Annotated in this window: 12 protein-coding genes; all 12 read right to left on the minus strand. The window is 47.0% G+C overall.

Annotated elements, in window-relative coordinates; translation table 11 throughout:
• Nucleotides 1–121: 121 nt before the first annotated feature.
• The gene (gene ftsZ / locus NE638_RS04090) at nucleotides 122–1,273 is read right to left on the minus strand and encodes a cell division protein FtsZ (protein WP_015526094.1); all 1,152 of its coding nucleotides are present in this window, start codon (nucleotides 1,271–1,273) and stop codon (nucleotides 122–124) included.
• Between the two features lie 251 nt (nucleotides 1,274–1,524).
• Nucleotides 1,525–2,808 carry a cell division protein FtsQ/DivIB gene (locus NE638_RS04095; RefSeq protein ID WP_022426894.1) on the minus strand — a complete coding sequence of 428 codons (1,284 nt, stop codon included), beginning with the start codon at nucleotides 2,806–2,808 and terminating at the stop codon, nucleotides 1,525–1,527.
• The gene (murA, locus tag NE638_RS04100) at nucleotides 2,805–4,085 is read right to left on the minus strand and encodes a UDP-N-acetylglucosamine 1-carboxyvinyltransferase (protein ID WP_256137110.1); all 1,281 of its coding nucleotides are present in this window, start codon (nucleotides 4,083–4,085) and stop codon (nucleotides 2,805–2,807) included. Before murA ends, NE638_RS04095 begins: the two co-directional genes overlap by 4 nt.
• Before the next feature lie 27 nt (nucleotides 4,086–4,112).
• Complete coding sequence (locus NE638_RS04105) at nucleotides 4,113–5,213, minus strand: FtsW/RodA/SpoVE family cell cycle protein (RefSeq protein ID WP_015526098.1); 1,101 nt, start codon at nucleotides 5,211–5,213, stop codon at nucleotides 4,113–4,115.
• A gap of 54 nt (nucleotides 5,214–5,267) precedes the next feature.
• The gene (gene murD, locus NE638_RS04110) at nucleotides 5,268–6,623 is read right to left on the minus strand and encodes a UDP-N-acetylmuramoyl-L-alanine--D-glutamate ligase (protein WP_173745805.1); all 1,356 of its coding nucleotides are present in this window, start codon (nucleotides 6,621–6,623) and stop codon (nucleotides 5,268–5,270) included.
• Between the two features lie 14 nt (nucleotides 6,624–6,637).
• On the minus strand, nucleotides 6,638–7,594 hold the full coding sequence (gene mraY, locus NE638_RS04115) for a phospho-N-acetylmuramoyl-pentapeptide-transferase (protein ID WP_015526100.1): 957 nt from the start codon (nucleotides 7,592–7,594) through the stop codon (nucleotides 6,638–6,640).
• Nucleotides 7,595–7,657: 63 nt separating this feature from the next.
• Complete coding sequence (locus NE638_RS04120) at nucleotides 7,658–9,424, minus strand: peptidoglycan D,D-transpeptidase FtsI family protein (RefSeq protein WP_161209757.1); 1,767 nt, start codon at nucleotides 9,422–9,424, stop codon at nucleotides 7,658–7,660.
• A 67-nt stretch (nucleotides 9,425–9,491) separates the two neighbouring features.
• Nucleotides 9,492–11,561: a peptidoglycan D,D-transpeptidase FtsI family protein gene (locus NE638_RS04125; protein ID WP_243269275.1), complete on the minus strand. Its 2,070-nt coding sequence runs from the start codon at nucleotides 11,559–11,561 to the stop codon at nucleotides 9,492–9,494.
• A 30-nt stretch (nucleotides 11,562–11,591) separates the two neighbouring features.
• Nucleotides 11,592–12,161 (minus strand): hypothetical protein, encoded by a 570-nt coding sequence (locus NE638_RS04130; RefSeq protein ID WP_173745806.1) that lies wholly within the window; start codon nucleotides 12,159–12,161, stop codon nucleotides 11,592–11,594.
• A 22-nt stretch (nucleotides 12,162–12,183) separates the two neighbouring features.
• Nucleotides 12,184–13,119, minus strand: a complete 936-nt coding sequence (rsmH, locus tag NE638_RS04135; protein ID WP_015526106.1) for a 16S rRNA (cytosine(1402)-N(4))-methyltransferase RsmH — start codon at nucleotides 13,117–13,119, stop codon at nucleotides 12,184–12,186.
• 35 nt (nucleotides 13,120–13,154) lie between these two features.
• A complete protein-coding gene (gene mraZ, locus NE638_RS04140; RefSeq protein ID WP_021651636.1) occupies nucleotides 13,155–13,586 on the minus strand; it encodes a division/cell wall cluster transcriptional repressor MraZ in 432 nt (143 codons plus the stop codon).
• A 303-nt stretch (nucleotides 13,587–13,889) separates the two neighbouring features.
• The gene (locus NE638_RS04145; RefSeq protein WP_173745807.1) at nucleotides 13,890–16,934 is read right to left on the minus strand and encodes a glycoside hydrolase family 2 TIM barrel-domain containing protein; all 3,045 of its coding nucleotides are present in this window, start codon (nucleotides 16,932–16,934) and stop codon (nucleotides 13,890–13,892) included.
• Nucleotides 16,935–17,051 lie beyond the last annotated feature (117 nt).

The following is a 17,051-nucleotide window of genomic DNA, read 5'->3' on the forward strand; positions in this document are numbered from 1 at the left end:
TCCTGAACAGAAATCCTGTTTCCATACAGAGCAGACATTCCTGTTTCTTTTGATCAGAAAGTCAAAAAGATCCGGCAGCGTTCCAGATGGAGTCTCTGCCGGATCTTATCCTGTTCATTTATTATCTGTTCTTAAGAAAATCCGGGATCTGGATGTCCTTTTTCTGAACAGTGCTTGTAGGAGCCTTTGTTCCAAACTGTGTGGAATTCATAGTCGGCAGGCTGAAGCTTGGCATGTTAAGGTTCATACCGCCTGGCTGTGACTGGCTTGTTTTTTTGGTGTTTCCGAATACAGAATTGGAAGCTCTGTTTCCAAATGGTGTGTTCTGAAGGTTATTGTCTGTAAGACCTGTAGCAATAACTGTAATTCTCGCATAATCTGCAACAGAATCATCATACATAGCACCAAAGATGATGTTTGCATCCTCACCTGTAAGCTCCTGTACATAGCTTGCAGCATCGTTGGCATCCATAAGAGAAATATCTCCGGAAATGTTGATGATCACATGAGTAGCGCCCTTGATGGTTGTCTCAAGAAGCGGAGAAGATACCGCCTGCTGTACAGCCTCCATAGCCTTGTCATCACCTCTTGCCTCACCGATACCGATATGAGCGATTCCCTTGTCTGTCATGACTGTCTGCACATCTGCAAAGTCAAGGTTGATCAGAGCCGGCAGATTGATCAGGTCTGTAATACCCTGTACTGCCTGCTGAAGAACCTCATCAGCCTTACGCAGTGCTTCCGGCATGGTTGTTCTTCTGTCAACGATTTCAAGTAATTTGTCATTGGGGATGACAATCAAAGTGTCAACTGCTTTCTTCAGATTTTCGATTCCCGCAAGTGCATTGTTCATACGGGTCTTTGCTTCAAAACGGAAAGGCTTGGTAACAACACCGACAGTCAGGATACCCATCTCTTTTGCCGCACCGGCGATCACAGGAGCAGCTCCGGTTCCGGTTCCGCCTCCCATACCACAGGTAACGAAAACCATGTCCGCTCCCTCGATGATCTTCTTAACTTCCTCAATGCTCTCCTCAGCTGCCTTCTGTCCAACCTCCGGCTGTGCACCGGCGCCGAGACCTTTCGTAATTTTCTCACCAATCTGAAGTACAGTCGGAGCTTTACACAGTGTCAGAGCCTGTTTATCGGTATTAACACCTACAAACTCAACTCCGCCAATGGCCTCTTCCACCATTCTGTTTACCGCATTATTACCTGCGCCGCCTACTCCAATTACAATAATTTTCGCAGAAGACTCAGCCTCATTCGTCATTATCTCTAACAATGTACTTCCTCCTTTATTTCTACCTGATATCCGATTCAGTGTAATAATCTATTCCAAGCTACATATACACATAGTTATATCATATATTTTTTTCGGTAATTAATCAACCATTAATTTTGTTTTTTTATACTTTTTTCACTAAATTTCGGCACTGTTTCTATTAACCGAAACATTTACAAAACAATCTCTGGCAAAATGTCCAAATACTGGTACTATATATTAAGAAAGCTTTTTTATCTTTACTCATAATCGGACTCATCACTGTAATCGCTGTACGAATTTTCATCATAATCCTCAGCTCCTTCTTCCTGATCACTGCTGTAATCAGCCTCTTCCTCGGTGCTGTCCGTACTGCTGTCTGAAGAGTCTTCTTCATTTTCTGTATCTCCGGTATCCGTACTCTGAGCATCTGGATCTTCGGAGTCTGTTCCGTCTCCGGAGCTTTCTGCCGAAGCCTGATAATCCTCCAGAGTGCCTACGTAATTGCCATCACGGTCATATTCACTGACTCCGTCATAGCCTCCGTCTTCCCGGTAACCGCCCTTCCAGTTTCCTTTTTCTGCCATGGTTTCTTCTGTGGGGGCTTCGCCTACATAGGTCATGTTGGCATCGTACTCACCACTGCCTGTGTAATCTCCCTCTTCATCATAGCCACCTACCCAGTTTTCCTGCGCATACTCCAGATCCGTCTGCGGTTTCGGTCCTACATAGTTGCCATTTTCGTCGTATTCGCCTTCTCCGGTGTAATTTCCTTCCTCATCATAGCCTCCGGTCCAGTTTTCTGCGGAAGTCTGGCTCTCATCCTGTTCCTGCTCCAGGGTAATGTTCTTGGAATTATCATTTACATTTTCTGCATGGAGAATTCCTTTTTTTTCGGAAATCATCGGAAGGATAGCCAGAACTCTGGTCATTTTGTCTTCCAGATATTCATCCTTTCCAAGTTTAACTGTGATATCCCCGTAAACAAGACTGATCTGTCCGTCGTCTTCAAATTCAATGTGATCCGGAACCTTATCATTTTTTGCAAAAATAGTAGAAAGAGCAACTGCCGTGTTCATCACCGTTTCATCCTTGATGGGGAGTTTCTCGTTCTGGATCACTTTTTTGACTTTGATCCCGTCAAAAAACGGAATTTTTTCGTTACGTTCCGTGGATCCTTCCACAAAAATACCGTTTCTGTCAAAATAAATATAACTGTCCAGATAAGGGATACAGCCAACGATATCCTTCTCCTTCACACTGACACAGATGGTGTGCCGGTTCAGCCTTGTTACGGTATAGCCTTCTATAAAGGGAACATCCTTTGTGTTCTGCTTAGTATAAAGAAGCGGTGCAAGAACAGAATTGGATGCCAGCGGCCCCCTAAGCACCATCTTCCTGATCTGTTTTTCAGAATAATGGCTGCTGCCCATCACCTGCACTTCATCTACCTGATAATACGTAAAAAAGAAAATAATTCCTGCCAGCAGCAGGACAAGAAGTCCGCCAACTGCTTTCAGTGGCTTTTTTTTTGATGTTTTCATAAAGTTCCTCTGTCCTTTATCAGCAGACCGCCCAGTGCGGTCAGATCCTCACAGATATGTTCATAGCCTCTTTCTATGAAACAACAGCCCCGGATCCTGGTAATCCCCTGCGCGGCAAGTGCTGCGATCACAAGTGCCGCACCACCGCGAAGTTCCTCTGCTTCCACAGTACAACCGGTCAGGGGCTGCCCTCCGTATATCACAGCAACTCCATCCCGGATCTGGATCTGTGCTCCCATTTTACAGAGCCATGAAGCTGTTTTATATCTGTCTTCAAAAATCTTCTCGCGGATCCTGCTCACTCCCGGGATCGTGGCCAGTACCGCCATCGCAGGAGACTGCAGGTCTGTAGGAAATCCCGGATAAACTTCTGTTTCCAGAAGCTCCAGGGGAAAACCTGTATTTTTTCCGTTGACTATTAGTTTACCACCTACCCTGCGGCATTGTCCACCCATTTTCCGATATACGTCCAGGATTCCATCCATTTCCTCCAGAGGCGGATTTTCCAGGATGATCTCTCCTCTGGTTGCCGCCGCTGCCATGAGATAGGTTCCGGCGACAATACGGTCTGGTGGAATGCAGTCATCGCCAGCTTCAAGCTTCTCCACCCCTTCAATACAGATACAGCCATTTTCACGAATCCGGATCTTTGCCCCCATTCCGGTAAGATAATGGCAAAGCCAATAAATTTCCGGTTCACAGGCGCAGCCGTTAAGGACTGTTTTCCCCTCTGCAAGGACCGCTGCCAGAATGCCCTGTTCTGTAGCGCCTACACTTCTTTTTTGAAAAAACATCTCTGCGCCTCGGAGTTTTCCACAGGATGCCCGGATCATCCCGCCGTTTTCCACCACAGCTGCCCCAAGGCGGCGCAAAACCTGGATATGAAGATCCACCGGCCGCTTCCCGATCACACAGCCTCCGGGATATCCTGTCTGTGCCTTTTTGCTCCGCCCCAGCATTGCTCCCATTAAGATCACGGAAGAACGCATTTTTCCGGAATAACACTCCGGTATCATGGTGCCGTCCGCATGACTGCAGTCCAGATAAAGATCTTGACCTTCCCACCAGGTTTCTGCCCCCAGATATTTCAGGATCTTTTCCATCAAATATACATCACTGATTCTCGGGCATCCCCGCAGTACACTGGTCCCGGTGCTTAAGAGTGCTGCTGCCATAACCGGAAGTGCCGCATTTTTTGACCCCTGGATCCGGACGCTTCCATGTAGCGGCCTGCCTCCGGTCACGATGATCTCATCGATCTCATTCAAGTATTCCACTCCTAAAAGGGCCTCTTACTTGTTATTCTATGTGATCCTTCCATGTCTGTGACTGCTGACACTTAAGGCCAGCCCCATTTCCCCCAGAAGAAAAACAACAGAAGTTCCGCCATAGCTTACAAAGGGCAGAGTGATCCCGGTGTTGGGAATCGTATTCGTTACTACTGCAACATTCAGGACTACCTGGATCGCCATATGTGCCATGATCCCGGCGCACAGCAGCGTTCCCTGCAGATCCCGGCAGTTTAATGCCAGAATACAAAGCCTCCAGATCAGAATACCAAACAGAAAAAGTGTCAGAAAGGCTCCCAGTATCCCCGTTTCCTCACACACAATAGAAAATATCATATCATTCTGGGCTTCCGGGACAAATCCCAGCTTCTGCAGACTGTTCCCGAACCCCTTGCCGAAGATCCCTCCGCTTCCGATCGCATACAGGCCCTGTATAGTCTGAAATCCTTTTTCATATTTTTCCGGATCCCGCCAGATTGCCAGGCGTTCCAGACGATAACTCTCCGCGGCAAGAAAAACCGCAATAAATCCTATCCCCGCACCTCCAAGTGCGAGAAACTGCAGATACCTGGGATTGGCCACAAAGATCAGCAGCACACCGATCCCCAGAATGATCACCGCTGTGCTTAAGTTATTGGAGCCCACCAGACCTGCTACCGGAAGCAACGTCATCATAGTCCTGCAGATAAACCAGAATCCGGTTGTTTTGCTTTTTGTATTGCTGATCTGCCACACCAGAAACAATATCACTGCCACCTTGGAAAACTCCGACGGCTGAAAGGAAAGCGGCCCCAGGTTCAGCCACCTCTTCGATCCATTGATCTCCTGTCCGAAAAGCAGGACTGCAGCAGACAGAAAAAGCGAAAAAATATAGGCAGCCGGCGCCAGCTTTACAGACAGCCGGTAATCTACCCGTGATGCCAGATACATAACAAGCAGCCCCAGTGCCGTGGCAAAGAGCTGCTTCTTAAAATAATAGGCAGAGTCGTGGAAACGTACTCTGCCATTATATTCACTTGCCGAAAAAAGCGCCCCGAGTCCCAATACCACCAGAATCAGAACCAGTACCCAGAGAACGGTATCTGTCTTTCCGGTCTGTTTCTGTCCTGCCTTCATGCATGGCCTCCACAGTGGTCTTTATTTCAGCTTATGTATGTATTTTTCGGATTATTACAGTGCTTTCACGTATTCCTTGAACATGTCACCGCGCTGCTCATAATTATCAAACTGTCCCCAGCTCGCACATGCCGGTGAAAGCAGAACTGCATCTCCGGGATTGGCTTTTTCCGCACAGACCCGGACAGCTTCCTTCAGATCCTCGCAGAGGATGATATCTGTAAATCCAAGACGTTCTGCTGCTGCTTTGATCTTCTCTTTCGTCTGACCGATGAGAACAAGATAACGGACTTTTCCGTCGAAGGATTCTATCCACTCATCATAGCTGGATTCCTTGTCATAGCCACCGCCGATCAGAAGAGTCGGACGGTTCATTGCCTGAATCCCCTTGATGGCCGCATCCGGATTGGTTCCCTTGGAATCGTTGTAATATGCAACACCGTTTTTCTCTGTCACATACTCGATCCTGTGTGGAACTGCCACAAACTCACAGACACTCTTGCGGATACTCTCCACAGAAACGCCCGCATAATATGCCATGGCGGCGGCTGCCATTACATTCTCGTGATTATGACGTCCCAGGATCTTAAGCTCTTCGGTTTTTACGATCGGTATCTCTTCTTTTTCTGTTTTGAGAATGATCTGGTCTCCGTCCAGATAGATTCCCTGATCCAGTTTGCGAAGACTTGAGAAATATACCACCTTCGGAACGATATTTTCACCGAATTTACGAAGGACTTCATCCTCGTAATTCAGAACACATACATCTTCCGGTCCCTGATTTTTGGTGATCAGCTCTTTTACACGGATGTATTCCTCCATGGTATGATGACGGTTCAGATGGTCCTCTGTGATGTTGAGGATCGCACTTACCTTCGGGCGGAACTGGTCAATAGTCTCCAGCTGAAAGCTGCTGATCTCCGCAACAGTTACGGAATCCTCTCTCATCTCCAATGATTTGGATGTATATGCAGTTCCGATATTTCCTACAACAAATACAGATTCACGGGCATCTCCCATGATCTTTCCGAGAAGTGCTGTTGTTGTTGTCTTACCGTTGGTTCCTGTGATCGCAAGAACCTCTCCCTTGCCTGTACGATAGGCAAGCTCCACCTCGCTCCATACCGGAAGGCCCTTTTCATAGAAGCTCCTTACCAGCGGCAGGTCTGTGGGAACTCCCGGACTTAGCACTATAAGATCAAGACTGTCCAGCGCTCTCTCCGGAAAATCTCCGGCCCAGATCTCCGGGGTGTATTTTCCGTTTGTTTTATGTAAAACTGCCTCTTTATCAAGATCTGCGTTTCCGTCATAGATCACCGGCTGTGCTCCTGCACTCCCAAGCAGATCAGCTGCTCCAATGCCGCTTTTTCCGGCTCCGAAAACGAGAACTTTTTTTCCTTTTAAATCCATTTTTCTGTTCCTCCTTATAATGCCAGGAGAGCGATCAGGCACATAATAGCAGTTACAACAGAGAACACTGCAACAACTCGTGTCTCGGACCACCCACAAAGCTCAAAATGATGGTGGATAGGCGCCATCTTGAAGATTCTTTTTCCGTGTGTTGCCTTGAAATAGGATACCTGGAGCATAACAGACAATACCTCCACAAGGTAGATCAGTCCGACCAGGATGATAAACAGCGGCATCTGCATGGCATAAGCCACACCAGCCACAAAGCCCCCCAATGCCAGAGAACCGGTGTCTCCCATAAATACCTTGGCAGGATATACATTAAACAGAAGGAATCCCATCAGACTGCCTACAACTGCACAGGTGATCGGTTCCACACCACTGTTCATTCCAAGGGAAACCACCGTAAAGAATACTGCCACGATCAGGGTAACACTGGAAGCCAGTCCGTCAAGTCCATCCGTAAAATTGACTCCGTTTACTGTACCGATCACCGCAAAGAACAGTACCGGAACCGCAAACCATCCCAGGTTCAGATAATGTCCGCTCCAGAACGGGATCTTCATAGTCAGGGATACGTTGGAATAATTTACAAGATAAAAAGCAAATACAGCTGTCACAACGATCTGCAGTGCCATTTTCTGCCATGGCAGAAGTCCGTCAGAACGCTTCAGAACTACCTTCAGATAATCATCCAGAAATCCGATCAGTCCAAATCCCAGTGTCAGGAAAAGTACCGGGATGATCATCGGATAATCTCTGATATAAAACAGTGATGTTACAGTTGTTGCAATGAGAAAGATCACCCCACCCATCGTAGGGGTACCGTTCTTTTTCAGGTGGGACTGCACACCCAGCTCTCTCTCTGTCTGTCCCATTTTAAGTCTTCTTAAAAAAGGGATAACAATCGGTCCTAATACAAGGCTGATCGCAAATGAGATCAGCACAGGGATCACAACATGAAACTCCATCCTCACACCTCTAATTCTTTCGTTTTTTTATACTTCTTCAACAGTATAAGGCTTTTATCCTCATTAATCAACCCCATCTGCCCGGTTTTCCCCGGATGGAGTTTCCGTAACTGTCCTCTTGATCCCAAGATAGGGAAGTACATTTTCAAAAATACTGCGTACCACCGGTGCGGCAATGATCCCACCATAATACATACCCTGGGGTGCATAGATGATACAAAGAGCCAGGACCTTCGGATCCTCTGCCGGGGCAAACCCCAGGAATGAAGAAATATATCTGCCGGAGCCTCTGGGCAGTGTCTGAGAGGTAGCTGTTTTTCCCCCAATGGAAAACCCCTGGATCCCGGCATTTTTTCCGGAGCCTTCTGAAACTACAGTTTCCAGGATCGTACGTACTGTCCGGGAAGTCTCACCGGACACAATCCCGCTTTCCACCGGATATTCCAGTGTCCGCACCTTTGTTCCGTCCGCACTTTCCACGCTGATCCCAAAATGAGGTGTGATCCGGTTTCCGCCATTGATGATCCCACTGACGGTTGTTGCAAGCTGGATCGGTGTGATCTGAAACGACTGGCCAAAGGATACCGTGGCAAGCTCCACCTCTCCCATATTTTTGGGGTTATGCATGATCGTTCCGGCCTCTCCCGGAAGATCTATTCCTGTTTTTTTCAAAAGTCCGAACTGTTTAAAATATTTGTAATAACGGTCTGCTCCAAGCCGCAGGCCCACCTCAATAAATACCGGGTTACAGGAGTTCTGGGCACCTTCTACAAAACTCTGCGCACCATGTCCTGTTCTCTTTGCACAGTGGATCCGCCGGTCCTCCACCACCTTATAGCCCGGACAGAAAAAGCGATCCTCTGTTGACACCACTCCTTCCTCCAGCCCTGCTGCCATAGTGATGATCTTAAAAGTCGAGCCAGGTTCATAGGTATCATTCAGGCAGGGGTTTCTCCACATCCGGTTCAGAAGATCCTGCTTCTTTTCTCCCTCTGCTGCTGTTTCTTCTGTATTCAGAGTAAACGGATCGTTCAGATCAAATTCAGGCACATTGACACAGGCATAGATTTCTCCGTTCTGAGGGTTCATAAGCAGTATGGAAACTCTCTCCGCCTGTTTTTCTTCCATGACTTTACCGGCTGCCTGCTGCACATATTCCTGGATATTAACATCCAGACTGGTACGCAGAGTATTTCCTGACACCGGTTCCTTCCTCCGTTCTCCGGTTCCGTCGATCTCCACACCACGTGCATCCGTAACTGTGAGGATCTTTCCGGGCTCTCCTTTCAGGATCTCATCGTATTTCACTTCAAGACCAATGATCCCCTGATTATCACCTCCGGTAAATCCCAGTACTTTTGAAGCGAGAGATCCATAAGGATAATATCTCCGATAATCCTCATCTACCTTCACTCCCTCAAGGTCATATTCCCGGATCCTGTCTCCAATGCTTTTTTCCACGTTTGTCTGTATTCTTTCAATAGAAGAAACTTTTTCAACTTTTTTCCGGATTTCCTCTTCTTTCACAGACAATGCTCCGGACAGTACACGGATCACTTTTTCAGGATCTTTGATCTGGCTGTGTATCACCGATACTGTACAGACTGTCCGGTTATCTGCCAGAATATTTCCCCTGATGTCCAGGATCTTTCCCCTGGCTGCTTTTATGTCACGTTCCCTCTCATGAAGATCCTCCGCCTTTTTTGAATAATATTCTGCCCGAACGTTCATAAGATACCAGAGTCTTCCCACAAGTCCCAGAAGAAGCATTATGCAGATCAGAAAAACCATCCATATTTTTTTCCTGTGATAAACCATGGTCCGGATCATAAAAAAATCCCTCTCAGAGGTCGTCACTGTAATATATGACGTTCCCCTGAGAGGGTATTCTTTTTATCTATTCCAGACCGGCCTCCTCGTTGGTAAGACCTTCGCTCTGCATATCGTTATTATCTTCGGTATCACTGTCCTCCGACTCATCTTCCGGCGGACTTGGTACATTCTCATCGGAAATTGCCTCCTTCTGCCCGTCCGCGCCGGTTCCTGTTGCAGAATCGCTGATTCCCTTAAAAAGTTCCCACAGCTCTGTAGTCGGAACTTCTCCATCCTCTGCCTCATCCGGCTGTACATTCAGATACGGAAGTGCTTCGGAAAGGATCCCCTGTGCAATGTACTGTGCGTACGTACTACTTGCCTGATCATCTACCTTCGGCTCATCCACAACTACATAGATCACAAGCGCCGGATCATCTACCGGTGCAAATCCGATAAAAGATACCAGATACTTGCCATTGCCTCGCGGAAGCTTCTCGGCAGTACCGGTTTTACCACCGGAGCTGTAGCCCTGCACCTTGGAGGTACGGCTGGTACCATGGTCTACGCTGGCAGCCATGTAGGAGCGGATATCTGCAGATATCTTCTCGGAAATCGTCTGCTTCATCAGTGTCGGAGAGATCGTTTTTACGATTCCGCCGCTGCTGTCCTTGATCTTCGTCACCAGATGAGGCTGATAGTAGTATCCTCCATTGATCACAGAACACATTGCATTGATCTCCTGTATCATGGTCAGTGTATAGCCCTGTCCGAAAGCAGAGCATGCAAGCTCCGTTTCTCCCATGGTATCGCTGGTATGGATCACACCGCTTCCCTCATTGGGAAGATCGATACCGGTTCTTGTTCCGAAATTGAAAACGCTCTGTGTCTTAAGAAAATTATCTTTTCCCATCTTTGCTGCGATCTGCATCATACCATCGTTGCAGGAATTGGCAATGACATCGGAAAGAGCTTCTGTCCCGTGAGCATCCGGCCATACCGCACATTTGATAAAAGTAGTCGCACCTTCCGCTCCAAAAGACTGTCCGCCGTCACAGACAAAATTATCGCTCTCGGAAATCGCTCCCATTTCAAGTGCGGAGCCCATAACGATAGGCTTTACAACCGATCCAGGCTCGTAGGCATCTGTCACACAGAAATTACTCCACATCCCGTTTAGCGCTTCCACGGTTTCCTCATCGTTCATGGCAGCGATCTCACTCTGGGAATACACATTTGAAAGATCTCTCGGGTTATTCAGGTCATAACGGTCACCGCCGTCCATTGCCAGGATCTCTCCTGTTTTCGGATCCTCGATGATCACGCCTACATTTTTGGCTCCCATCTTTTCTTCAAAGGTATTTACGTATTTTTCCACGATCTGCTGAAGTCCCAGATCCAGCGAGGTCTCAATGCTTTTGCCATCCGTCGGTTCGATGATCGTCTGTTCTACGTCGGAATTGTTGTTGATGTATCCGTACTGTCTTCCATCCACGCCGGTAAGTGTCGCATTGTAATATCCTTCCAGTCCGGCATCCGCCACATCTCTGGAAAGTGTAAATCCAACGGTATCACAGGCAGTCTCATTAAACGGATAAGATCTGAGATAATCTTCTTCAAACCATACACCTGTGATCCTGGAACGTTCTTTCAGCTGCGTGGCAGTCAGTTCACTGTCGTCCCCCGGATCTTCGTATTTTTCGAAGGCTTTTTTGTCGTCCATGGAAATCTGTTTCTTTACGATCTGATACTGACTTTTTTTTGTACTGCTGTCGGTGAGAAGCTTTCGCATCTCATCTTCATCCAATCCCAGGACTTCCACAAGAGCCTTTATGGTAGGCTCCACAGAATCCTGATCCTTATTGACCTCCAGACAGTCAAGGATCACATTATAGACCTTGTTGCTGGTTGCCAGGATATTCCCGTTCCGGTCATAGATATCTCCTCTTTTTGCCGGAAGTGTCTGATTTTCATATTTCTGCTGAGCCTGACTCAGCACCTGCTTTCGATATTTGCTTCCGCTGGTGGCATTGATATAGGTAATTCTTGCCACCAAACCGACTAAAGCCAGCAACACTAAGGAAAATAGTACTGCCAGCTTTTTCTTCATACTGTAATTTATTTTTTTTACCGGCCTGCGCCTTCTTGTACTCAATCGATCACCTGCTTAAAAACTGTACTTCTGTTACTTGTGTGTGTCCACATCCTGATACTGTCTCACATAACTGTTTCCTTCCGTGGTATAGGTCTGTATCTGATCCTCCGAAGGATATTTCATTCCAAGCTCGCCGATAGCTTTTTTCTTGATCTCGCTGATATCCACTGCAGAAGTGACCTGACTGTAATATGCATCGTTATCTTCTTTCAGCTGTGCAAGCTCAGATTCCAGATTTGCAACATTTTTCATACTCGCCGTGATTTCGGATTTTACCTGAAGATAATTGATACAGGTAAAAAGTACCGCGATGGAAACTGCCGTAAGAAACAGAACGAACCCCTTGTTCATGGCCATTGCCTTTTCCCGGTTCCGCTGTGCCTGTCTGCTTACCACCTGTTTTGCCGGTGTCACAGGTACTGCGGATTTCTGTTTTCTTTTCTGAGCCAGCCATCGCCTTTCCTGTATCTCGGGCAGATCAGTCCTCTGAGGAACTTCCTGCAGCCGTTTTACCGCATTTCCCTGAACATACATTTCTCTGCTGTTCCTGACGGTATTTCGATTTCTTCTGGCTGTAGTCCCTCTTCCTGTCTTCGCCATTTGCCTACCTTCCATCTCTCAACTACATTTTCCGTTCAAAAATACGAAGCTTCGCACTTTTGGATCTCGGATTCTCTTCCATTTCCTCTTTTCCCGGTAAGATCGGTTTCCTTGTGATCACCTTACCCTTGGATTTCTTTCCGCATACGCAGACCGGAAAATCCGGCGGGCAGGTACAGGGATTTTCATTTTTTCGGAAAATGGTCTTAACGATCCTGTCTTCCAGAGAATGGAATGTAATGATACAGATCCTTCCTCCGTCATCCAGGAGATCGATCATGCCGTCCAGGGAATCCCGGAGCACGTCAAGCTCCCGGTTGAGCTCAATACGTATTGCCTGGAAAGTCCTCTTGGCCGGATGTCCTCCTGTAGCTTGTATTTTCATGGGGATCGCACCCCGTATGATCTCTGTCAGTTCTCCGGTTGTCCGGATCGGTGCCTGCTCTCTGGCAGCCACAATGTGTTTCGCTATATTTTTGGCAAATTTATCTTCGCCGTAATCGCGGATAATCCGATACAGCTCCCGTTCCTCATAACCGTTGACTATATCACCGGCTGTACGGCTCTGTCTTCTGTCCATTCGCATGTCCAGAGGAGAATCGTACCGATAGGAAAAACCTCTCTCTTCATTATCCAGCTGATAAGATGACACTCCCAAATCCAGCAGGATCCCGTCCACCTTCTCAATGCCACGGGATCTCAGCTCATCTGCCATGTAACAATAATTGCTGCGAATGATTGTCACCTGATTAAAGGCTGACAGCCGTTCACTCGCAGCAATTATCGCATCCTGGTCTTGATCTATGCCAATAAATCTCCCCTTGGCAGAAAGTTTCTTACACACCTCTGTGGCGTGTCCCGCTCCTCCTAAAGTGCCATCCACATAGATTCCATCCGGCTTTACCCTTAAGCCGTCAATGGTCTCATTGAGTAATACAGATTTATGCTTAAATTCCATATCCGTCTCCTGTGGGATTTCTACCTGCGTTATGCTCAAATGACGATTCCTATGTTCTGCATGCTTTCCGCAATGCTGTCCATATCATCATAATTGCAGTTCTCGCTCCACTTCTCTTTGCTCCAAACCTCGATCCGGTTCAGATTACCCGTAAGCACCACATCCTTATCCAGACCAGCGAACTGGCGCAGCGTTTGCGGCACCAGGATTCTTCCCTGCTTATCCAGCTGACATGTTGTAGCTCCGGCTACAAAGAAACGTGAAAAGGTTCTTGCGTCTTTATTTGTAAGTGGTAATGCTCGGAGTTTCTCTTCAAAAGCAACCCATTCATCCATCGGATAAATAGAAAGGCAACCATCCAACCCTCTTGTCAGTACGAACTCTTCCCCTAAGAGTTCCCTGAACCTGGAAGGGATGATCAGACGCCCCTTCGCGTCGATCGTATGATTATACTCGCCCATGAACATGAAACCCACCTACTCTCGTGAAACACGATTCTCCCCTTCGTGCTTCCAGGGTGCAAATGGTGTGTTCTGCCACTCATCCCCATTCGCTACCACTATTCACCACTTTCTACCACTTATGTAATCATTCTAAACTATTTACCATGAAAAAACAAGTGCATATCCAAGTTTTTTTTCATTTCATGAAATATCCACAGGTTTTTTTTCAACCTGTTTATTTTCTGTGCATTATTATGAAATGAAAAAGCTTCCGGACAGTCGCCGGAAGCTTTTTTCTGACTTTATGTTCTGTTATTTTATGACATTTTAAAGGCCTTTGAACGCAAAGGAAAATTTCATCTTTCCATTGGTATACAGAAGGTATTCCGGATGGGTACGGGCACCCCAGCTGTCATCTCCTCCAACTCCCATCTGCGCCTTTGCGGCACGGACAACGGTATAATGGATTGCCGGAAGCTCATAGGGATGCATGGCATTTTCCATTTCATGAGGAGTATATGGAAGTGCCGAGAACATCATCGGGCCGTTTTCTTTATCCATCTCAAAGAGCATTCCTCTACCCTTTCTGTCTGTGATCTTTGCCCAGCGTACTTCCTCTTTGTTTCCGCATTCCTGCGGCACAAGATAGCGTGCCATATTGTCTGTCACGAGATTCTCATAAATGCCGAGCTTTGCGCCATGCTTCCGGTCTGCATAAGTCTCTGCCGGTCCCAGGCCGTACCACTGAACATGATCATAATCCGCATTGAATTTAAAGAGTACTCCGAACTCCGGCATATCACCCAGCTCTTTTACAGGATCATAGGTCAGCGTTGTCTTTACTCTTCCATCTCCGGTTACCTCATAGGCAAGACGGCATTCACTGGCAGGCGTAGTTGGCAGGATGTAGGTAAAAGCAACCTCCACGCTGTTTTCGTGAACCGTTGTCTCCGGAGCATTGGCCGGACCATACATGCCTTTTCGGTAATCCTTATGACTTGCGTACATGCTGGCGATCTTCCACTGTGCATAGCGCATCTGCATCAGACTTCCGCAATCATTATCTGTAGGGGCTCTCCAGAAGTTGGGCTTCGGAATCGCTTCGATCATTTCTCTTCCTGCATATTTATACGAAACCAGACCACCATTGAGAACGGAAAACAGCACTTCGAAATTTTCCCCGCGGACACCGATGTTATGAAGGCTTCTCACAAGCTCCACGCCACACGCAGGAGCTTCCGGTGTTCCTTCCACCTGATAAACATACTGGCCGAAAGCAACCTCATGTCCTGCCTCTGCCCAAAGTGTTTTTTCTCTGAGAAGGAAGGCTACGGTTACCGTATATTCGCCCGGGCGCTGCTGTTTTCCAAATGGAAGTCTGTAGGTCTGTTGGCTTAAAGGCTCCACCGCTGTATCCAGTGTCTCTGTGCGGAGGACATGACCGTTCTTTGCAAGAGTTACTTCACATCGGAATGTGTCCGTATTTACAAAAAGATTTTTGTTGATGATCTTAACAGAATCCTCACTTACCTGCGCAGTGATATTCTGGTAGTTGAATTTTACCTCCTGCATCTTTGGTGAAGCATCTCTGTCTCCGCCGTATGCGATACCGTTTCCACTGAAATTATAATCTGTAGGACGTTCACCGAAGTCTCCGCCGTATGCCTGGAATTCTTTACCGTAACGGTCTTTTTTGTAAATAGACTGATCAATGTAATCCCAGATAAAGCCACCCTGATATTTCGGTTCTGTATCTGTAAGATCTGTATATTTATGCATTGCGCCGCAGGAATTTCCCATTGCATGGGTATACTCACAGCAAATAAACGGCTTGCTATCATCCTTTGCAAGGAACTCCCGGATCGCTTCTACGGAAGGATACATCTGGCTTTCCATGTCACTGGTGGCATTGTAGCTGCGGTCATGGAAAACCCCCTCATAATGTACCAGTCTTGTAGGATCATTCTTGTGGTAGAACTCAGACATCTCAAAGATATCTTTTCCACCAAAGGATTCATTTCCACAGGACCAGATCAGGATCGCCGGATGGTTCTTGTCACGCTGATACATGGAATTTACACGGTCCAGCATCATACCCAGCCATTCCGGTTTGTTGTGCGGAACGATATCCGTGTGATCTCCGGTAAATTCTGCTATATCCCAGGTTCCGTGAGATTCCAGATTGTTTTCTGCGATCATGTAAATACCATATTCATCACAGAGACGGTAGATCGGAGATGCATCCGGATAATGACAGGTACGGATCGCATTGATGTTGTTCTGTTTCATGGTCACGATGTCTTTGAGCAGTTCCTCCCGGGACACATGTCTTCCTGTGACAGAGCTGAACTCATGGCGGTTCACACCCTTGAATACAATACGTTTTCCGTTAAGGGTCATGATACCATCCTTCATTTCAAAACGGCGGAAACCGACTTTCTCCGGGATGATCTCCTGGAGCTTTCCGCTTTCATCACTGATCTCCAGCTCCAGATCATAGAGATTCGGCTCTTCTGCACTCCAGAGAAGGGGATCTTGAATCTCCCAGGTACAGGTATCCTCTCCGTTCAGAGATCTTTCCTCCTGCAAAAGGATCTCTCCCTTTCCGGAAAGTGTAAGCTTCATTTTTCCTTTTCCCCAGGTACTGGTCACGATCTCAAGCTCGGCTTTTTTGAGAGTTTCATCCGGAATGGCACGGATCCTGAGATCATATACATGGACATCCGGTACCGTAAACAGATAAACATCTCTGTAAATTCCAGAAAAACGGTAAAAATCCTGATCCTCGCACCAGCTGCTGGCTGTCCATTTAAACACCTGTGCCGCCAGCTTGTTCTCGCCGTCCTTCAGATATTCCGTAAGTTCGAATTCTGACGGAGTAAAAGAATCTTCACTGTATCCCACAAATTTTCCATTGAGCCACAGAGCCAGGCCGCTCTCTGCTCCCTGGAATGAAACAAATACTCTTTTTCCTTTCATGCTCTCCGGCACATGGAAATATCTCACATAGCTTGCCACCGGGTTAAAACGTTCCGGGATCTGTCCCGGATGAAGTTCTTCATGGCCTTCCCACGGATACTGGACATTGGCATACTGCGGTGCATCATATCCTTCCATCTGGATATGTGCCGGCACATAAATGTCCTCCCAGTCCTTACAGGAATATGCTTCTTCCTCAAAGCCTGGGATAGCAGATGCATAATTCCGTGCATAATGGAACTTCCAGAGACCATTCAGACTGTGACGGAAAGAAGTTTTCCCATCTTCTCTCTCTTCCTCACAGCGATAATATGTATGATCTGAGTGGGCATCCATTCTTCCGTCGCTGAAATACCGGGGATCTTTTAACAGAGAATGATCAAATTTTTTCATTTTTTCCTCCTGCCCGGCAGATTCTTTTTTTCTGCCGGATCCTTCGTTTTTTATGCTATGATCATTATAGTATAATCCACCGGATTATGGTATAATATGTTTCGCCAAAATATATAA

Source organism: Blautia sp. MSK.18.38 (assembly GCF_024460535.1).
GTDB lineage: Bacteria > Bacillota > Clostridia > Lachnospirales > Lachnospiraceae > Blautia_A > Blautia_A fusiformis.

Bases quoted from the DNA above. Each gene is read 5' to 3' on its own strand.
- ftsZ (WP_015526094.1), bottom strand. From the start codon at position 1,273: ATGACGAATGAGGCTGAGTCTTCTGCGAAAATTATTGTAATTGGAGTA.
- NE638_RS04095 (WP_022426894.1), bottom strand. From the start codon at position 2,808: ATGAAAACATCAAAAAAAAAGCCACTGAAAGCAGTTGGCGGACTTCTT.
- NE638_RS04105 (WP_015526098.1), bottom strand. From the start codon at position 5,213: ATGAAGGCAGGACAGAAACAGACCGGAAAGACAGATACCGTTCTCTGG.
- murD (WP_173745805.1), bottom strand. From the start codon at position 6,623: ATGGATTTAAAAGGAAAAAAAGTTCTCGTTTTCGGAGCCGGAAAAAGC.
- mraY (WP_015526100.1), bottom strand. From the start codon at position 7,594: ATGGAGTTTCATGTTGTGATCCCTGTGCTGATCTCATTTGCGATCAGC.
- NE638_RS04120 (WP_161209757.1), bottom strand. From the start codon at position 9,424: ATGATCCGGACCATGGTTTATCACAGGAAAAAAATATGGATGGTTTTT.
- NE638_RS04130 (WP_173745806.1), bottom strand. From the start codon at position 12,161: ATGGCGAAGACAGGAAGAGGGACTACAGCCAGAAGAAATCGAAATACC.
- rsmH (WP_015526106.1), bottom strand. From the start codon at position 13,119: ATGGAATTTAAGCATAAATCTGTATTACTCAATGAGACCATTGACGGC.
- mraZ (WP_021651636.1), bottom strand. From the start codon at position 13,586: ATGTTCATGGGCGAGTATAATCATACGATCGACGCGAAGGGGCGTCTG.
- NE638_RS04145 (WP_173745807.1), bottom strand. From the start codon at position 16,934: ATGAAAAAATTTGATCATTCTCTGTTAAAAGATCCCCGGTATTTCAGC.